The sequence below is a fragment of the Shewanella sp. MM_2022_3 genome (assembly GCF_022557375.1).
Classification (GTDB): Bacteria; Pseudomonadota; Gammaproteobacteria; order Enterobacterales; family Shewanellaceae; genus Shewanella; species Shewanella xiamenensis.
The window spans coordinates 49,150-68,499 of sequence record NZ_JAKZGV010000019.1; the positions used below are offsets into that span (position 1 = coordinate 49,150).

Consider the following 19,350-nt stretch of genomic DNA (forward strand, 5'->3'; position numbering starts at 1 on the left):
CACAAGTTCAATAATGACGATTAATCTACTCAGTGGCTCTGGCTTTAAAAAGTGAAAATTACCGTAGCCCCGATTGATAAAATGGAAATCCGCCGATTGAGATCACAACGTGCGGTTTATTGTGATAAGACCGTGGAGTCAACATCATTCAAATAGGGTTTTACGATTGAAAATAAATGCTTAAAGGGTGAGGATGACGTGGCTTATGAGGTTTTTTAGGGGGAACGAAAAAGGAAGACTCGTCAATCCAAACTAAATAGACGAGTGTAATATTTACAAGCGATAGATAACTCTGCTGCATCCTAGATAGAGAATACAGCAGAGTAACTAGATGGTTAAAAAGTACTAAATCGCTTGTATTTAAAGCACTTGTATTTAAAGCACTTTGGCAATCGACTTAGCTAAGTAATCCACATTGTCTTCGCTAATGCCTGCTATGCTAATGCGGCTTGACCCTACCATATAAATGCTAAATTCTTTCTGTAGACGCGCCACTTGCTCAGGATTAACTCCAAGGAAGGAAAACATGCCTTTTTGGCGAGCGATAAAGCTAAAATCGCGCTCAACGCCATTGGCTTTGAGTTTTTCAACTAAAATCGCGCGGTTACCATTGATGCGATCGCGCATCACTTTGAGCTCATCAAGCCATTCTTGAGTTAATTCTTTTGATCCTAAAATCGTCTCAACAATCGCCGCGCCGTGGGCTGGCGGCATGGAGTAGAGGCTGCGAACCACATAAAGCAGTACAGATTGCGTGATATTGGCGGTATTGGCATCTTTGGCAATCACAGAGCAGGAACCAATACGCTCACGGTACAGACCGAAGTTTTTCGAGCATGAACTACACAGGATCATATTATCAACGGCTGCAGCCATTTTACGCACGCCGTAGGCATCAATATCAACACCATCGCCAAAACCTTGGTAGGCCATGTCGATAAGCGGGGTAAAACCTTGCTCCTTGGTGAGGGCAACCACTTTGTCCCATTGCTCAGTGGTCAAATCCATCCCACTTGGGTTATGGCAGCAGGCGTGAAATAACACTACATCATCAGGACTCACTTGCGATAATGCAGCAAGCATCTCACCAAATTTCAATGATTTACTATCGTAGTCATAATAGGGATAAGTTTTAACTGTGATCCCAGCAGCTTCGAATAAACCGGTATGGTTAGCCCATGTAGGATCGCTTACCCACAATACCGCATTCGGATTGCAGCGCTTAATAAAGTCACCCGCAACACGCAGAGCACCCGTACCGCCAGGCGTTGAAACAGTACGAATACGGTTAGCGATAATCGCGCTATGATCACTGCCAAAGGCTAACTCTGTCATCAGGGTATTAAACTGAGGCGAGCCGGTTGGACCGATATAGACCTTTGTCGTCTCCGTTTCTAAACGAAATTTCTCGGCTTTTTTTACACAATTGAGAATGGGGGTGTTTCCCGCGGGGTCTTTATAAACACCGACACCTAAGTCTACTTTCTGTGGATGTGTGTCTTCGCGGTACTGGGTCAACAAGCCGAGGATCGGATCCGCAGGCATTGCGATGAGTGAGTTAAACATAGCTCCATCTACCTTTCTAGTTATTAAGCGACAGCATGAATCACATAGGATGTGCGTGATTTATCGATTGAAACCTAGGATAACGTGAATAGATGAAAACTTTAAAGTAAAAATGGTGTTTAGAGACCAATTAGTCTGGCAAAAAAGCCTGCCGAAAAACCGTTTAGATCACAATTTCACCCATTATATTTAGTATTTTTGTTATTTTTAGGCTGACTTGAGTAAATTTCCGGTTTCAAAAGCCATTTTTTAGTAAAAAACGGTTGAATCCTGCGTCACTATCGGTAATTTTATAACGACGAAGCACCAACAAGGTCCCCAATCTCCTTTTATTAGTAACGTAAACTTGACGTTCTGTAGCGTGAAGTTGCCATTAGCCTATTCAGTTCGCGTGATGACATCAATCACGCCCAAAGAGAAAGAAGATTTATTCATGAAGCAATTACGTCTTGAACCTGTTGTGCAAGTCCGCGGTGAGATCAACATTCCGGGCTCAAAAAGCATTTCTAACCGCGCATTATTATTGGCGACCTTAGCCAAAGGCACCACCACGCTAACCAATTTGCTCGACTCCGATGATATTCGTCATATGTTGGCGTCTTTAAAGCAGTTGGGAGTTGAATACCGCTTATCGCAAAATAATACTGTCTGCGAGCTTATTGGTTTAGGTGGTGCTATCTCGGCGGATACTGCGCAAACGCTGTTTCTAGGCAATGCGGGCACGGCTATGCGCCCATTGTGCGCTGCGCTGACCTTAGGGCGTGGCGAATTTACCTTAACCGGCGAGCCCCGCATGGAAGAGCGTCCCATTGGTGACTTGGTCGATGCCCTAAAACAATTGGGCGCGAATATTGTGTACCTTAAGAATGAAGGGTTTCCGCCTCTGACCATCAATGCAACCGGGCTTAACGGTGGCGATGTAGAAATTGCTGGCGATCTGTCTAGCCAATTCTTAACGGCGCTGTTAATGGTTACCCCCCTCGCTAAGGGCAGTGTGAATATTCATGTCAAAGGAGAACTGGTTTCAAAACCTTATATCGACATTACCTTAGCCTTGATGGCGCAGTTTGGCGTTCAGGTGATTAACCATGACTATGCCCGCTTTGAAATCCCCGCCGGGCAGCAGTATGTGTCACCGGGTAAAGTGTTAGTAGAAGGGGATGCCTCTTCCGCATCTTACTTTTTAGCGGCGGGTGCCATCAAAGGCGGTGAGGTGAAAGTCACTGGTGTTGGCCGTTTAAGCATTCAAGGCGATGTGAAATTTGCCGATGTGCTGGAAAAAATGGGCGCTGATATTGAGTGGGGCGATGATTATATTATTGCCCGTGGCGCGCCGTTAACTGCGGTTGATTTAGACATGAATCATATTCCCGATGCGGCGATGACCATTGCTACCGCCGCCTTGTTTGCTAAGGGCACGACCACCATTCGCAATATTTATAACTGGCGCATTAAAGAGACCGACCGTTTGGCGGCGATGGCAACTGAGCTGCGTAAAGTCGGCGCGTTAGTCGAAGAGGGACATGATTATATTCAAATCACGCCGCCAGCAGTACTGAATACCGCAGAGATTGACACTTATAACGATCACCGCATGGCCATGTGCTTCTCCATGCTGGCCTTTGCCGATTGCGGGATCACTATTAACGATCCTGACTGCACCTCGAAAACCTTCCCTGACTATTTTGCTCAATTTGTCAGTCTGAAGGCCTAACGTTTTCAGCTAACAGATTGACTTCTGACCATATCAAACAAAAGAAGCCGCATTTGAGCGGCTTCTAAACTTCATAAAAAATCCACGGATTTTATTTGTATATTATTGTACAATGCGGCGCGCTCATTTTCGGGGCTCTACTTATGAACTCACGGATGATGATTATTTTTTGCGGAGGAATGTATGTCTGAACGGGCTCCTGTAGTCACAATCGACGGCCCAAGTGGTGCTGGTAAAGGGACAATTAGCCAATTATTGGCTAAGCATCTAGGTTGGCAACTGCTTGATAGTGGTGCAATTTATCGAGTACTTGCACTAGCTGCCATTCATCACGACGTAGAATTGGAAAATGAAGAGTCCATCACCTTGCTAGCTTCACACCTCGATGTGAAATTTTTAACGGGCAATGAGAAAGACCCCGTTCAAGTGATCTTAGAAGGTGAAGACGTCACCACAGCGATACGTACCCAAGAATGTTCAAATGCTGCCTCTAAAGTGGCGGCGTTTCCCCGTGTTAGGGAAGCCTTATTGCGTCGCCAACGAGCCTTTAGAACGGCACCGGGATTGATCGCCGATGGCCGCGATATGGGGACGGTAGTTTTCCCAACAGCATCGGCTAAATTATATTTAACGGCATCTGCACAAGAGCGGGCTCAAAGACGCTATAATCAGTTGCAGGACAAGGGCTTCGATGTTAATATCGAGCGCCTTTTAGCTGAAATTATCGAACGTGATGACCGCGATATGAATCGTCCTGTGGCACCATTGGTCCCAGCCGAGGATGCGCTCGTTATCGATACAAGCGATAAAGGTATTGATGAAGTACTGGAGCTTGCGCTCAACTTTATCAAGCAAAAATTATCCAGCACTAACTAAAATTATTGCTCGGGTAGGTATTCGTATTAAGGATGATACGGATAATTTGACTGACTCCACGTCTAGGATTGACTGTGGTTTATTACATTAAAGTAACTTAAACATGACTGAATCTTTTGCTGATCTATTTGAACAATCCCTTCAAACTCTGGAATTCCGTCCAGGCTCTATCGTTCGTGGTACTGTAGTTGCTATCGAAAACGGTATGGTTCTGGTTGATGCAGGTCTGAAGTCTGAAAGCCCAATCCCAGCTGAACAATTCAAAAACGCTCAAGGTGTTTTAGAAATCGCTGTTGGTGATGAAGTTGACGTAGCTCTTGACTCTGTTGAAGACGGCTTCGGTGAGACTCAACTGTCTCGCGAAAAAGCGAAACGTCACGAAGCTTGGATCGTTCTGGAAAAAGCTTACGAAGATGCTGAAACTGTAATCGGTATCATCAATGGTAAAGTGAAAGGCGGTTTCACTGTTGAATTAAACGGTATCCGTGCCTTCTTACCAGGTTCTCTAGTTGACGTGCGCCCAGTTCGCGACACCGCTCACTTAGAGTACAAAGAATTAGAATTCAAAGTTATCAAACTAGACCAGAAGCGTAACAACGTTGTTGTTTCTCGTCGTGCAGTTATCGAATCAGAAAGCAGCGCTGAGCGCGATGCACTGTTAGAAAACCTGCAAGAAGGTCAAGCAGTTAAAGGTATCGTTAAGAACCTGACTGACTACGGTGCATTCGTAGATTTAGGTGGCGTTGACGGTCTGTTACATATCACTGATATGGCATGGAAACGCGTTAAGCACCCATCTGAAATCGTCAACGTTGGTGACGAAATCAACGTTAAAGTACTGAAGTACGATCGTGAGCGCACTCGTGTGTCTCTAGGTCTGAAACAACTTGGCGAAGATCCATGGTTAGAAATCAGCAAGCGCTACCCAGAAAACACTAAGTTAACTGGTCGCGTAACTAACCTGACTGACTACGGTTGTTTCGTTGAAATCGAAGAAGGCGTTGAAGGTTTAGTTCACGTTTCTGAAATGGATTGGACTAACAAGAACATCCACCCATCTAAAGTGGTTAACTTAGGTGATGAAGTTGAAGTTCTGGTTCTGGACATCGATGAAGAGCGTCGTCGTATTTCTCTAGGTCTGAAGCAATGTAAGACCAACCCATGGGATGACTTCGCAACTCGTTACAACAAAGGCGACAAGGTTTCTGGTAAGATCAAGTCAATCACTGACTTCGGTATCTTCATCGGTCTTGACGGCGGTATCGATGGTTTAGTTCACTTGTCTGACATTTCTTGGAACGGCACTGGCGAAGACGCAGTATCTGAGTACAAGAAAGGCGACGAAATCCACGCAGTGGTTCTGTCTGTTGACCCAGAGCGTGAGCGTATCAGCTTAGGTGTTAAACAAACTGAAGACGACCCATTCAACGCTTACTTAGCTGACAAGAAGAAAGGTACTATCGTACACGGTACTGTTTCTGCTGTTGATGCTAAAGGTGTGACTGTTGAACTGGCTGACACTGTTGAAGGTTACATCCGTGTAGCTGACATCAGCCGTGAGCGCATCGAAGATGCATCTACTGTTTACTCAGTAGGTGACGCAATCGAAGCTAAGTTCATGGGTGTTGACCGTAAGAACCGTTCTATCAGCCTGTCAATCAAAGCGAAAGACGAAGCTGAAGAAAAAGAAGTAATGGCGACCTTGAATAAACAAGAAGACGCTGTTATTAGTAATGCAATGGCTGAAGCGTTTAAAGCAGCTCGCAAATAATCGCCTGTTGTATGGGGAGATTTTCTCCCCATTAGGTGACTGTGTTTGGCTTGATAATAGGGGATAGCTAGGATGACAAAATCCGAACTGATCGAAAAACTCGCCACCAGGCAGTCGCAGCTGTCGGCGAAAGAGGTAGAAGGCGCAATCAAAGAGATGTTGGAGCAAATGGCATCAACATTAGAAAGCGGTGATCGTATTGAGATCCGTGGCTTTGGTAGTTTCTCGCTTCATTATCGTGCGCCGCGTACTGGCCGCAATCCAAAGACGGGTTCATCCGTCGAATTGGAAGGCAAATACGTCCCGCACTTTAAGCCAGGCAAAGAACTGCGCGAACGCGTTGACGCTGTCAATGTTTAATTGACCGCATTGCAAAAAGCCTCCGCAAGGGGGCTTTTTTATATCTAATGTAAGGCAAAGCTGGTCAGCTCAGTAAATTTCTTGGATAATCAGAAAATTGAAAGGCGTTTAAGGGAGTGCGACGTGAAATCTTTTGTAGCGACAGTCCTAGTGGCACTGTTATTTATAGTGGCTTTGATTTTTGGCGCACGTAATGAACAAGTCGTGACAATCAGCTACTTTGTGGCACAAGGGGAGTACCGTTTACCCGTTGTGTTAGCGATTGTTTTCTTTGCAGGCTTTATGCTTAGTTGGCTGGTAGCGAGCTATTATATTGTGAAACTTAAATTGGCTTTAGCGGCAACGAAAAAGAAATTAACGGTTCAAACTGCTAAAAAACCTCAAGGTGTAGACGCCTAATATGCTTGAGATCCTCTTCCTGTTGCTTCCTATTGCTGCCGGTTACGGTTGGTATATGGGGCGGCGGAGCATAAGGCAAAATCAGAGCAATCAGCGTAAACAATTAAGTCGTGATTATTTCACCGGCTTAAATTACTTATTGTCTAACGAGTCGGACAAAGCGGTCGACTTGTTCATCAGTATGCTCGATGTAGACGATGAAACCATCGACACCCATCTCTCCCTCGGTTCCTTATTCCGTAAGCGTGGTGAGGTTGACCGCTCGATTCGTATCCATCAAAACTTAATTGCCCGTCCTACGCTCACCAATGAGCAGCGCGATATCGCCATGATGGAGCTGGGCAAAGACTATCTTGCCGCGGGATTTTACGACCGTGCTGAAGAAATTTTTCTGAATTTGGTGAGTCAAGATGACCACAGTGAAGAGTCTGAAACTCAGCTGATTGCGATTTACCAAGTGATAAAGGAATGGCAAAAAGCCATCGATATCACCAAACGTTTAAGCCGTAAACGTCAACTCGTACTCAAACCGATAACAGCGCATTTTTATTGCCAACTTGCCGATGAAACCAGTGATGATGCTGAGAAGGTCAAGCTACTGCAACAAGCCTTAAAACAAGATCCCAAATGTGGCCGAGCCTTATTGACTCTTGCCAAGAAATTTCTCGATGCGAAGGATTACAGTCAGTGTAAAGCCATGCTGATAGCATTAAAAAAGGCCGATATTGAGCTTTTTGCTGATGCACTGCCGACGGCTAAAGAAGTATATCGCGATACTCAAGATAAAGAGGGCTATCAAGAGTTATTAGCTGGCGCTATGGCTGAAGGTGCTGGCGCATCCGTAGTGGTGGCGCTTGCCCAACATATGATAAGCCTTGATGAGATTAAAGCTGCTGAAAACATGGTGCTCGATGCGCTTTATCGCCATCCGACCATGAAGGGTTTTCAGCACTTAATGCAAATGCATCTACGCCAAGCAGAAGAAGGGCAAGCTAAACAAAGTTTGACGATGCTTGAGCAACTTGTTGAGCAACAAATTAAATTCCGGCCAAGCTACCGCTGTAAAGAATGTGGTTTCCCATCCCATACACTATATTGGCATTGTCCTTCTTGCAAAAAGTGGGGCACCATTAAACGGATCAGAGGCTTGGACGGTGAATAACTTTTTAAAATATCTAGTTAGTGTAACCCTGTTGGAGAGATGATGACGACTAAACCTATCCTCGTAGCGCTTGATTACGATAATAAAAACCACGCTTTACAATTGATAGATCAACTCGATCCCAACATGTGCCGCCTTAAAGTTGGCAAAGAAATGTTTACCCTGTTCGGCCCGCAGTTAGTTAAAGATATCCATGACCGTGGCTTCGATCTTTTCCTCGACTTAAAATTTCACGATATCCCTAATACGGTTGCGAAAGCGGTTGCTGCTGCAGCGGAACTTGGTGTGTGGATGACGAATGTCCATGCCAGTGGCGGCTTAGCGATGATGGAAGCGGCGAGAAAGGCTTTGCTGCCTTACGGTAAAGAGGCGCCAATGCTGATTGCTGTGACGGTATTAACCTCTATGAGCGATGACGATCTGAAGCTCATCGGCATTGATGTGCCAGCATTTGAGCATGTTCAGCGTTTAGCTAAATTGACTAAACAGGCCGGACTTGATGGTGTTGTCTGTTCAGCCCAAGAAGCGAGTGTGCTTAAATCTTTATTAGGCCAAGACTTTAAACTTATTACACCTGGTATTCGTCCTGTGGGTAGTGAGGTTGGCGACCAACACCGTGTGATGACGCCGCCTGAGGCGCTTGCTGCCGGTTCTGATTATTTAGTGATTGGTCGTCCGATCACTAAGGCGACAGATCCTCTGGCTGCGCTGCAGGCGATTCACCAATCTTTGCTTTAGTATACTGAACAGTACACTATTTAGCTGTTAAGGTTCGTATTCGCGACAAACTTTAACTGTTCACGGAGAACGTCCATGCTCAATACTACGATGTTTAATTATCAGGGTAAGAATGTTGTCGTTGCCGGTGGTACCAGTGGTATAAACCTCGCAATTGCCATTGCGTTTGCCCATGCGGGAGCTAATGTGGCGGTGGCGAGTCGAAGCAAAGATAAAGTCGATGCTGCGGTGTTACAGCTCAAACAGGCGAATCCAGATGGGATCCATCTTGGGGTGAGTTTTGATGTCAGGGATTTAGCCGCAGTAGAACTGGGCTTTGAAACCATCGCCTCAGAATTTGGTTTTATTGATGTATTGGTGAGCGGCGCTGCGGGCAATTTCCCAGCAACTGCCGCTAAGCTTTCGGCGAATGGTTTTAAAGCCGTAATGGATATTGATTTATTGGGCAGTTTCCAAGTACTGAAAACAGCTTATCCTTTACTGCGTCGCCCACAGGGGAATATTATTCAAATTTCTGCGCCACAGGCATCGATTGCGATGCCAATGCAGGCCCATGTTTGTGCGGCAAAAGCGGGGGTTGACATGCTGACGCGAACCTTAGCTATTGAATGGGGCTGTGAAGGCATTCGAATTAACTCCATTATTCCAGGCCCAATTACAGGCACCGAAGGCTTTAATCGTTTAGCGCCGAGCGCTGCACTACAGCAACAAGTGGCACAATCGGTACCGTTAAAACGTAATGGGGAAGGGCAAGATATTGCCAACGCAGCATTATTTTTAGGCTCTGAGCTGGCATCCTATATCACGGGTGTTGTACTTCCCGTCGATGGAGGTTGGTCACTGGGCGGTGCCAGTATCGCGATGACTGCCTTAGGTGAATTAGCAAGCAAAGGGCAGTAACTAAATAGTTATAACTCATTTATTTAATAGAAAATCGGGTGAAAATCCATGGCGAATGCATTACAAGAGCAGCTACTGAAAGCTGGACTTGCCAGTAAACAAAAAGTGCGTGATGTAAAAACGCAAAAGCGTCGCGATAAAAAGGCTCGGGTTGACGATGGCTCAAGCGCGTTAAAACTTGAGATTGCCGAGCAAAAACGCTTACAAGCTGAAAAAGACAAAGCCCTCAATGAACAACGCTTTGCAGAGGCAACGGCCCGAGGACAAGTGCGAGGATTAGTGAGTGAATTCACGCAATTTGCTATCAAGATCCCAAGTCATGCCGAGATCAAATTCAACTATACGCTCGACAATAAAATTTACTCTGTCTATATCGATGAGAAAATTCAATCCGAATTGCTTAAAGGCCAATTAGGGATTGTTCGATACGAAGATAAGAGCTACCTCGTCCCCCACAAGCTTGCCGAACGTGTGAATCTATTGGTGCCACAATGGTGCGGCTATTTGTGGCAACAGGATGCGGGTAAGGCCGTAGAAGTCGAAGATGACCCTTATGCTGATTATGCGATCCCTGACGATTTAATGTGGTAATCAATACGTTAATCGTGAGCTAAGCCGACGACAACCTAGTTTACTTCTCGCTACACTATAACCCTTAAGGTCACTTAAGGGTTTTTTATTGCCTGTTCTTCACTCTGTTATGTTGCGTAGATTAGTGCTTAGCATCAAAGTGAATTTGTAATGAGATTGTTTTCTGTATAGAACTGGTATAAATTAAAACAACTGTTTAAATCCTACGTTTAAGAGTCTCCCAATGAATCCTTACCAAGCCCCGTTAGCAGATATGCGTTTCTTACTGGAACAGGTTTTTGATGCCCCAAATACGTGGTCACAATTACCTGAGATTGCAGAAATGGTTGATATGGATACGGCCAATGCAATCCTTGAAGAAGCGGCAAAAATCAGTGCTGAATTAATCCATCCGCTAAACCGTGCTGGTGATGAGCAAGGCGTTTTACACCAAGATAATGGTGTGATTACCCCTGAGGGGTATAAAGCCGTATATAAGCAATATTCTGAAGGTGGTTGGGTAGGCCTATGTGGTGAGCCTGAGTTTGGTGGTATGGGCATGCCCAAAATGCTTGGTGTATTAGTGGATGAAATGGCCTACAGTGCCTGCAACGCGTTTACACTTTATGGCTCATTAACCGCGGGAGCTGCTTTGTGTATCAATGCCCACGGTAGCGAAGCATTAAAACAAGCTTATTTACCCAAGTTATATTCTGGTGAATGGGCTGGAGCGATGGATATGACAGAGCCACAAGCTGGCTCTGATCTGCGTAATATTCGCACTCGCGCAATTCCATTGGAGGATGGCAGTTATGCGATCAGTGGCAGCAAAATTTTTATTACTGGTGGCGATCACGATCTAACTGAAAACGTCATTCACTTAGTGCTGGCAAAATTACCAGAAAGCAAAGGTATTTCACTGTTCCTCGTACCCAAAATCACGGTTAATGATGATGGCAGCTTAGGTGAGGCTAATGGTGTTAGTGTGGGGTCAATCGAGCACAAAATGGGCCTTAAGGGGTCGGCAACCTGCGTGATGAATTTTGATGAAGCAAAGGGTTATCTGATTGGCCAGCCTAATCGTGGCTTGGTTTGTATGTTCACCATGATGAACTACGAACGTTTAGCTATTGGTATTCAAGGGCTTGGCAGCGCACAAGCCGCATATCAAATGGCCGCCGATTATGCTAAAGAGCGCAATCAAGGCGTTGCAGCCGGTGGCTCACCCACGGGGAGCGATTCTGATCCTATTATCGTCCATGGCGATGTGCGCCGTATGCTACTGACAATCCGCGCGATGACAGAAGCGGGACGTGCCTTATCCATATTTACCGGCAAACAGCTCGATTTGGCGAAATATGCCCAAGATGAGATTAAAGCTAAAGCTGCCCGCTACGTGGGTTTATTAACACCCGTTGCTAAAGCGTTTTTAACTGACCGTGGTTTAGACGCGACTATCATGGCGCAGCAAGTCTTTGGTGGACATGGTTATATTCGTGAAACAGGCATTGAGCAATTGGTACGTGATACCCGCATTGCGCAAATCTATGAAGGCACAAATGGTATTCAAGCCATTGACTTCCTTGGTCGAAAAGTCACTGGTGACAATTTGGCAACGCTAAAAGAGTTTGTGGCCGAATTAAAAGCACAAATGCGTGAATTTACACAGGTCGACGGCGTAAAAGTTGCCGCCGTTTGTGCTCGTTTAGATGCTTTAGTCCATGTGGCTGAATCGATCAATGAGCAAAAACTGACTCAACCTGCGTTAATCAATGCTTGTGCAGTCGACTTTTTAGATGCCTTTGGTTACAGCTTATATGGTTTTTATTGGCTAGCCATGTTGGATAAGGTCCCTAGCGCCGAGGATAAAAACTTTGCCGAGCAAAAAGCTTACCTCGCTAAATTCTATTTTGATAAGTTATTGCCTAAGGCCGATTATCATTTAGCGCAAGTGCGTGCGGGTGATGCCAGTACTATGGCAATGCCAGCAGAATTATTCTAAGTTTGGATTGGTGAGATCAATGATGTGAAAAGCACTGATTTATCAGTGCTTTTTAGTTTCATCAGTCAATTAATTTAACCGTGTTGAGTTCTTTAGTCGATGTTTGGTTTGTTTGTGCCTGTTGCTCAACCGTAGTTATAAGACGAGTCAAAAAGTCAGCGCTAAACGCAGGCGTGCGTTGTTTTTTCGTTTCAGGACTAATGCCATTCTCAAGCACCACAAATAAGATATCCCGCTGTGGTATTCGAATAAAACCAGCTAAATTGGCAACCCCTTGCATTGAACCTGTCTTGGCAAAAACACGGTTTTTGAGCGGTGGTTGAGTGTAACCCAGTCGATATTTTAGCGTACCGCTGACTCCCGCCTCGGGCAAACTATCAATCAGGCTGTGAAAGCGGGCATCTTGATAAATTAGAGTAAGCACATTGGCTAATTGCCTTGCGCTCAATAAGTTATAACGAGAAAGCCCTGAACCATCGACGATATTGGCGTGGGTTAAATCTACTCCCAAATCGCTAAGGATATGGCGCATGGCCGCCGCACCATTGGTAAAATTTCCTTGGGTTTTGTAATAGTGTTGTCCGACTAACTTAAACAGGCTGTCGGCGATCAGATTATCCGACTTAAGCAACATAGTCTTTAACAACTCCGGCAAAGGCGCACTACTGTGACTGGCGATAAGTTTTGCCTTTGCAGGTATTGCGTTGCCAATTTTAACTTTACCCGAGAGCGACATTTCCCCCTTGAGTGTGGCCGTTAACGTATCCATAGCGAATTTTTCAGGATCGGTTATTGCAATAGCGAGGGGAATAGCCTCACTGCCCGGATAACATCCCCGAAGGTGATATTGATTTTGCCCAAGTCGCACTAAATCGAGCTGACAAAAATCATGGCTAGCTTTGGGAGAGAATATCGCGTCACTGCTGACCTTTACCCCAAAACTAGATACCCTTAATTTGACCTCAGAGGAATGCTTGCTCGAGCTTGGAACGAATTGCCCATAAACACAGTTTTGATTGATGATGTAACTCGAAACCGGCGCCGCAAAACAAATGCCGAGGTCGTCCCACACCCAGCCAGGAGCTTGTAATTGCTCTTGTTTATCACCGATAAGATAAAGATGCCCGTCAATACTGTTGATACCCTGTTTTTGTAGGTGGGCAAACAAGGCCTTAAGATCGTCTTGAGTGAGGGTAGGATCGCCACTAAAGCGCAGATAGACACTTCCCGCAATATGGCCTTGGCGAATGGGGGCATCGCTCCATAGCTCCGTCACATAACGAAAATCGGCCCCAAGGTTGGCCAATGCTGTGACGGCAGTAAGGACCTTTTGTGTGCTTGCGGGGATAAACAAGGTATCAGCTTGCTGGCTATAAAGCTGTTTACTGTTCGCCATATCCAGTGCCAGCAGCGCAATTTGCGAGTGACGTGGTGCAATATCATTAATTTGTTGACTCAAGATCGCATGTTGAATATCTGCAGTCGTAGCCCACAGCTGATGTGGTAATAGGGCTGTTGCTACTACCGTTAGCAATATGCCTGCCGAACGCTGTAAATTGAATAATGGGGAGAACGTTTCCATGTCTGTTGTATGTTTACTCTCTTAATTAGCGGTCATGACTGCCATCATCTTTTTCCATCAGACGATACAACCTTAGGGTAACAAATAAAACCAAGCCAATAAAAAGTGGCAAAATGAGTAATCCAAGTTGCGCTTTAAAATGAAAAATGCCCCACGCTAAAGCTAAAGTCAGTGCGAGGGTTAACAGGATTTTTTTATTCATAGAGTTTTAGAGTGTTGACTGGTGACGTTTTAGTTTACGCTAAAACACGCAAAACGGGCATGCTTGCATTAGGAGCAACCCATATTTTGTGATTAAACTACCATTTTGGGTACCCTATGTAGATAAGCAAAATGAGCAACCGATAAAGAGTGCAAGCGTATTTGGTTAGTCATTGAAGTAGGCTTGTCTGCTCGTATATATTTAGGCTGAACCGACGTAATTTTACACTTATTATTGCCAATGACTTGTTTCAGCTCAAATTACCAGCAAAATAGGCGTTACGCCGCGCTCTTTTCATCGAAAAGTCTTGCCGAGTTGCAGTGAAGTCGGTAATTTCTACCCCTTACGATTTTAGGATCTTAGGTAACCACTAAAACCATGCCTCATATTAGTATGCGCGGCTTACCCCAGGCAGTCGTTGCAGAGCTTAGCCAAACATTACTGCAGTCTTTGGCGGCTATATGTAAAGGTAAAGCAGAGAGTTTTACATTAGATTGGATCCCCAGCATCAGTTACCGTAATGGTAGAATTGATCAGCGTTTTGTCCAAATCGAATTGCTTTGGTTTCCGGTAGACCCTGATATTCATCTTAAAGTAGAACAAACAATCAGGCTGGCAGTGACAGAAGCCTACCCAGAATTAACACAGATTGCTGTGATGTTTTTGTCACTGACCCCAAGCGCTTCCTATCGGGGTGGTCAGCATGTTTAAAGGAGGATGCCTTGCTAGATAAGCTTGGTGGAATAGCCGTTCAACCCGAGGCTTTAACGTGGTTGCTTACGCCATGCCGATTTAAGGCAGAGTTACTTACTCGCATCGAAAATGCCAAGAACAGCATCTACATCGCTGCACTCTATTTAGAAGATGATGAAGCAGGGCGGGAGATTTTACAGGCCTTGATGACGGCGAAGGCTAAAAATCCTGCGTTGGATATCAAAATTTTGGTCGATTTTCACCGTGCTAGACGTGGCTTGATTGGCCATAAGGGTGATAGCGGTAATTATTTGATGTACCGCAAAGTGATGGCTGAAGCTGAATATCCTATCGAGATTATGGGCGTACCAGTTAAATCCCGTGAGTTTATGGGTGTATTACACCTTAAAGGCTTTGTAATTGATGATGCCGTGATTTATAGCGGCGCAAGTCTTAATAATATCTATCTACAGCAAAACGATAAATACCGTTTCGACCGCTACCATGTGATTGAGTCAGCAGAGCTTGCACGCAGCATGCGGGCAATGATCCAACGTTATATCATTGCCGATCCAGCAGTGACATCGCTTACTCAAGATGCGCAGCAGGAAGTGTTACCGCCTAAAACCGATGTGCGCAGCTTTAAATTACGTTTGTCACAGGCACAGTACGAGTTTAACGCAACTCGAACGGGTAATCGGGTAACACCATTACTTGGCTTAGGCCGTAAACATAATTTATTGAATAAAGCGGTTATTGCGATGGTTGAGGAGTCAAAAGATAGACTCTTTATCTGCACACCTTACTTTAACCCTCCTTATATTTTGGTCCGCGCCTTAGCTAAACATCTGCGCAACGGCAAACGGATTGATATTGTCGTCGGCGATAAAACGGCGAATGACTTTTATATTCCGCCTGAGCAAGATTTTTCCACCATCGGTGCCTTGCCGTATTTATATGAACAGTCGCTGCGTAAATTTGCCAAACGTCAGCAGTGGGCGATTGATAATGGCCAACTCAATATTCATCTGTGGAAGCATGGGATCAACAGTTACCACCTCAAAGGTATCAGTGCCGATGGGCGTAAGCATTTGATCACAGGCTCAAATCTAAACCCTAGAGCATGGGCGTTGGATTTAGAGAATGGGCTCTTGATCCACGATGAAACGGGTAGCTGGAAGGCGCAATTTGAGGCCGAGCAAGCGCATATTCTTGAGCATACACAGAGGTTATATCACTATAGCCAAGTGGATACTTTGCAAAGCTATCCCGATCCGGTGAAGAAGATTATGAATCGTATTAGAAGATTAAAAGCAGATTTTTTACTAAGACGGATCCTGTAATCGATAAGCATCAGAAAAACAAAAGCCCACGTAAGTGGGCTTTGTTATTTTGATAGAGAACCTCAGGTTTTTTGCGGCAATAGTGTTTGATGGGTATCATTTTGATCTCGCGCATAATGCAAGGCCACAATCACTAAAAGCACCATCAGCGCGCTCAGTAAACCGATACTTAACTGGCCTCCCATAGGGACGAGCGACATAGTTAATGCCGCCAGCCCTGCGCCAAAGTTTTGTAAACCACCGAGCAAAGCCCCCGCAATGCCCGCTTGACGCGGAAAAGGTTCTAACGCAGCCGAGGTTAATGTCGGAAATAACATGCCGGCGCCGCTGAAAAATAAAATTGAGCCTATCAACAAACTCCAGCCTACAACCAGTTGAAACAACCCAGGGATCAACATAAACAATGCGCCAGCACCGAGCAAGGCAACACCTTGAAATACGGTTCGTTGTGCTTGTTTTTGTCTTCCTGCTACCAGTGCACCGAGTAAATAGCCGGGGATAGGCGCCACAAAATAGCAGCTCACCATAAAAGATGAGAGTTGCAAATATTGGCCATAGAGCACGCCCGCAATGGCTTCAAAGGCGGCAATCCCCGCAAAGGTGGCGATTAATGAAAATAGATATGCCCTAAAGCTGCGGTGGCGTAGCACATGGCGATAGGAGGCTAACACTGGTTGTTGTTCTCGTTTGTCTTTTGGTAAAGACTCTTTAAAACCAAAACAAAGCAGTAGCCAAACAAAGACGCCAAACCCAAATAACACCCAGTAAACGGCTTGCCAACCTAAGTAGGCTGAAGCAAGGCTCCCTAAGAAGGGCGCCACCAAGGGTAAAAACACCACCGCCATGGACACATAGCTATTAAATTTAACTAAGTTATCGCCAAAGTAATGATCCCTAGGAATGCTGCGGCACAGCGCGCCGGCACTGGCTGTGCCTAGGCCTTGAAGCAGACTCGCGCAAATTAACTGATTAAAGCTTGTGGCTTGTGTGGCAATTAACGCGCCAATCATAAAGATCCCAATACCAACCAACAGTGGGAGTTTTCGCCCATAGCGGTCAGATAATGGGCCATAGATAAATTGACATAAACCGTAGGCGAGCAGATAACAGGCCATGACTGCTTGTAGCTTGCTTGCATCGACGGCTAAACCTTGGGCAATCAGCGGGAGTGCTGGCACAAAAATCGTTTGGGCCATCTGTCCACAGGCCACCATAAAGACCAGCATAAAGAGCAATCGAGTGGTACTTCCTGCTGATGAAGCCGACGTTTTTGATGAGATTAAAGACGGTTTTTCGCCTGACATCATAATTCCGTAAAAAAGCACAGTTGAACAATGGCGCGCATCTTACGCCCAAAATTGAGTAGTTCAATGGCTAATCGTCTTGATTTTTAGGAATATTTTTTCATCCAACACATAAGTTTTTCTATGCTTTTATGGCTGTAAAACTAAGCTTACACTTGGTGTTTATCTTGTTAATCAGGTTTTATAATTGATAAAGGGTGGATTCTTAAGTCAACAATATAACGCGTTTATTTACATGGGTTTTGATCAATAACGAGATATTCGTAGCAGAGAAATTGAATGGAGAGAAAACCTCTCCATTTTGGCAAGCGCGGTTTGGGCTGAAATATGATGACGCGATATTAATTTTGCAGTGTTTCTAAGCCTGTTAATATCTGGTAACCCGCGGTTACCCGTGGCGGCACTGGATAATTTTTATTACTCAATAACACCAATGCCAGCTTTTTAGCTGGAATATAAGCCACATACGCAGCAAAACCACCCGTTGAGCCAGTCTTATTTATCCAGACATTTTGCTGTGGCGCTTGAGGTGGTGTAATGGCTTTCACTGGCATGCTGCCAAACACTACATCTTGAGTATGTCCAGTGAGGAGCTTATCAAGGGCAATCGGATACGGATATTGCTCCCAAATCATCGCTTGAGTCATCATGCCGACATCAAAATAGCCCGTATGGGTGGCATCAATGGCACGTTGCAACCTTGCAGGCACCGCATGCTGCTGCATATTGGTTTCAACAAAACGGAGCAGATCTACAACCGTCGTTTTTATTCCGTAGGCCTCATCGGCTAACACACCGGGATTGAGGCGTACTGGCTGATCTTGCTTATTGTAGCCTTGGGCGTAGTCAGTCATTTTATTGGTTGGAACCATAAAATAGCTGTTTGTCATGCCAAGTTGTCGAAAGAGAGTTTGCTCTACGGCCTCAGGAAAACCTTGACCAAGCTGCTTTGCCGCGATCACACCGAGAAGACCAATGCTGGGATTGGCATAATTGCGGTGAGTACCTGCGGCATAAGCTGGTTGCCAGGCTTTTAAATAGCTTATTAACTCAGCATTATTGGTTATATTATCAGGGACCTGCATGGGCAGATTTCCCGCTGTATGGGTGGCTAAATGAATGAGATTGATCTGGTCAAAATGGCTACCGGTTAATTCAGGCAGATATTGGCTTACCTTATCTGTTAGCGTCAGTTTACCCTCAAGTTGAGCGTATGTTGCGAGGGTCGCGGTAAAGGTTTTACTGATAGAACCAATCTCAAATAGGGTATTTTCATTCACCTTTTCCCCTGTCTTTTTTGAACTGACACCATAAGGATAAAAGTACTGTTGCCCGTTCATACTGATCCCGATCACCACCCCAGGGATCCCATATTCGTTCATTAAAGGATTAACAGTAGAATCGATAAGGGCTTCTATAGCCTGGGCATTCGGAGGGAAGCTGACGCCCCGTTGTGGCGCGGCATTTACCATTAATGGTGTCACTGCTAGCAATATTCCGCCAAAAATGATCGAGCCTACGTTGTGTGAACTGAATGGTATAGACAATAAAGCGAAGCGGGTGAGCTTTACCGCTTGCAAGATAGACGTGGGCATATAATTCCTTGCATTTTTGTTGGGGCCTGCAAATGGCACTGATTCAACATAGATTGATGGATGAAAGATTTAGCACGATTTAAATCAGATTGGCTACAAATTTAGCCTAAGCGGTTTTGATCTTCGGCGATCGTTTAGCAAAGCGTAACCAATTAGTTGGCCTATGGCAGCATTCTTTTCGGTACGCAGCCTTTTCTACAATGTTTATGCCCCAAAGTGTGTTTCGGCTCGTTATCTCAATCGAAAATACCTACTCTTGTTACCATACAAATTCTCATCTAGTTACCTATGTTTGGCCCTACCGCGAAGTGGCTAATAATGTATGGCTATACAGTCATATTTAAATTTAGATACTTTGGTGTGATTTTAAGACAATATCAGTGCGCATTAATTTCATCTGTAGCAAATAAAAAACTATAAAATCAAATAATTATAGTGACTTAGTTTTAGTTAATAGGTTTGGAAAACGCGCATGCGCGTTTTTCCGGATGGTGTATTAGATAAAAAGCTGATAAGTTCTTTGCAATACAAACAGTTAATGATGCGCGTTTTTACTGGTCTAATGAGGTAAAC

16 protein-coding genes are annotated in these 19,350 nt (G+C 45.0%); 12 read left to right on the forward strand and 4 right to left on the reverse strand.

Features of this window, described 5'->3' with window-relative positions; translation table 11 throughout:
• Positions 1-375 precede the first annotated feature (375 nt).
• Positions 376-1,566 (reverse strand): amino acid aminotransferase, encoded by a 1,191-nt coding sequence (locus tag MMG82_RS11785; RefSeq protein ID WP_047537815.1) that lies wholly within the window; start codon positions 1,564-1,566, stop codon positions 376-378.
• Between the two features lie 433 nt (positions 1,567-1,999).
• Here MMG82_RS11785 and aroA point away from each other — a divergent pair, with 433 nt between their 5' ends.
• From aroA to MMG82_RS11835, 10 genes are all read left to right on the forward strand, one after another.
• Positions 2,000-3,280: a 3-phosphoshikimate 1-carboxyvinyltransferase gene (gene aroA, locus MMG82_RS11790; RefSeq protein ID WP_241406884.1), complete on the forward strand. Its 1,281-nt coding sequence runs from the start codon at positions 2,000-2,002 to the stop codon at positions 3,278-3,280.
• A gap of 183 nt (positions 3,281-3,463) precedes the next feature.
• Positions 3,464-4,156: a (d)CMP kinase gene (gene cmk, locus MMG82_RS11795; RefSeq protein ID WP_037418896.1), complete on the forward strand. Its 693-nt coding sequence runs from the start codon at positions 3,464-3,466 to the stop codon at positions 4,154-4,156.
• A gap of 103 nt (positions 4,157-4,259) precedes the next feature.
• The gene (gene rpsA / locus MMG82_RS11800) at positions 4,260-5,927 is read left to right on the forward strand and encodes a 30S ribosomal protein S1 (RefSeq protein ID WP_011072381.1); all 1,668 of its coding nucleotides are present in this window, start codon (positions 4,260-4,262) and stop codon (positions 5,925-5,927) included.
• Positions 5,928-5,999: 72 nt separating this feature from the next.
• Positions 6,000-6,287 (forward strand): integration host factor subunit beta, encoded by a 288-nt coding sequence (gene ihfB, locus MMG82_RS11805; protein ID WP_037418898.1) that lies wholly within the window; start codon positions 6,000-6,002, stop codon positions 6,285-6,287.
• 123 nt (positions 6,288-6,410) lie between these two features.
• Complete coding sequence (locus MMG82_RS11810; protein ID WP_037418900.1) at positions 6,411-6,686, forward strand: lipopolysaccharide assembly protein LapA domain-containing protein; 276 nt, start codon at positions 6,411-6,413, stop codon at positions 6,684-6,686.
• A gap of 1 nt (position 6,687) precedes the next feature.
• Positions 6,688-7,848: a lipopolysaccharide assembly protein LapB gene (gene lapB, locus MMG82_RS11815; RefSeq protein WP_047537808.1), complete on the forward strand. Its 1,161-nt coding sequence runs from the start codon at positions 6,688-6,690 to the stop codon at positions 7,846-7,848.
• A 42-nt stretch (positions 7,849-7,890) separates the two neighbouring features.
• Positions 7,891-8,586 carry an orotidine-5'-phosphate decarboxylase gene (gene pyrF / locus MMG82_RS11820; protein ID WP_088585601.1) on the forward strand — a complete coding sequence of 232 codons (696 nt, stop codon included), beginning with the start codon at positions 7,891-7,893 and terminating at the stop codon, positions 8,584-8,586.
• Positions 8,587-8,661: 75 nt separating this feature from the next.
• Complete coding sequence (locus tag MMG82_RS11825; RefSeq protein ID WP_047537802.1) at positions 8,662-9,486, forward strand: SDR family oxidoreductase; 825 nt, start codon at positions 8,662-8,664, stop codon at positions 9,484-9,486.
• 48 nt (positions 9,487-9,534) lie between these two features.
• Complete coding sequence (locus MMG82_RS11830) at positions 9,535-10,077, forward strand: DUF2058 domain-containing protein (RefSeq protein WP_037428086.1); 543 nt, start codon at positions 9,535-9,537, stop codon at positions 10,075-10,077.
• A gap of 223 nt (positions 10,078-10,300) precedes the next feature.
• Positions 10,301-12,058: an acyl-CoA dehydrogenase family protein gene (locus MMG82_RS11835; RefSeq protein WP_047537795.1), complete on the forward strand. Its 1,758-nt coding sequence runs from the start codon at positions 10,301-10,303 to the stop codon at positions 12,056-12,058.
• Between the two features lie 61 nt (positions 12,059-12,119).
• Here MMG82_RS11835 and dacB read toward each other — a convergent pair whose 3' ends face one another.
• Positions 12,120-13,640, reverse strand: a complete 1,521-nt coding sequence (dacB, locus tag MMG82_RS11840) for a D-alanyl-D-alanine carboxypeptidase/D-alanyl-D-alanine-endopeptidase (RefSeq protein ID WP_047537792.1) — start codon at positions 13,638-13,640, stop codon at positions 12,120-12,122.
• Positions 13,641-14,220: 580 nt separating this feature from the next.
• Between dacB and MMG82_RS11845 the strand changes: the two genes are divergently transcribed.
• Positions 14,221-14,553, forward strand: coding sequence for a DUF1904 domain-containing protein (locus MMG82_RS11845; RefSeq protein ID WP_011072371.1), 333 nt, complete (start codon positions 14,221-14,223; stop codon positions 14,551-14,553).
• 11 nt (positions 14,554-14,564) lie between these two features.
• Positions 14,565-15,878, forward strand: a complete 1,314-nt coding sequence (gene pssA / locus MMG82_RS11850; RefSeq protein WP_037428083.1) for a CDP-diacylglycerol--serine O-phosphatidyltransferase — start codon at positions 14,565-14,567, stop codon at positions 15,876-15,878.
• 62 nt (positions 15,879-15,940) lie between these two features.
• Here pssA and emrD read toward each other — a convergent pair whose 3' ends face one another.
• Together emrD and ampC are read right to left on the reverse strand one after the other, a co-directional pair.
• Positions 15,941-17,185: a multidrug efflux MFS transporter EmrD gene (gene emrD, locus MMG82_RS11855; RefSeq protein ID WP_139122659.1), complete on the reverse strand. Its 1,245-nt coding sequence runs from the start codon at positions 17,183-17,185 to the stop codon at positions 15,941-15,943.
• A gap of 338 nt (positions 17,186-17,523) precedes the next feature.
• Positions 17,524-18,654, reverse strand: coding sequence for a class C beta-lactamase (gene ampC / locus MMG82_RS11860; protein ID WP_052184067.1), 1,131 nt, complete (start codon positions 18,652-18,654; stop codon positions 17,524-17,526).
• Between the last annotated feature and the right edge of the window lie 696 nt (positions 18,655-19,350).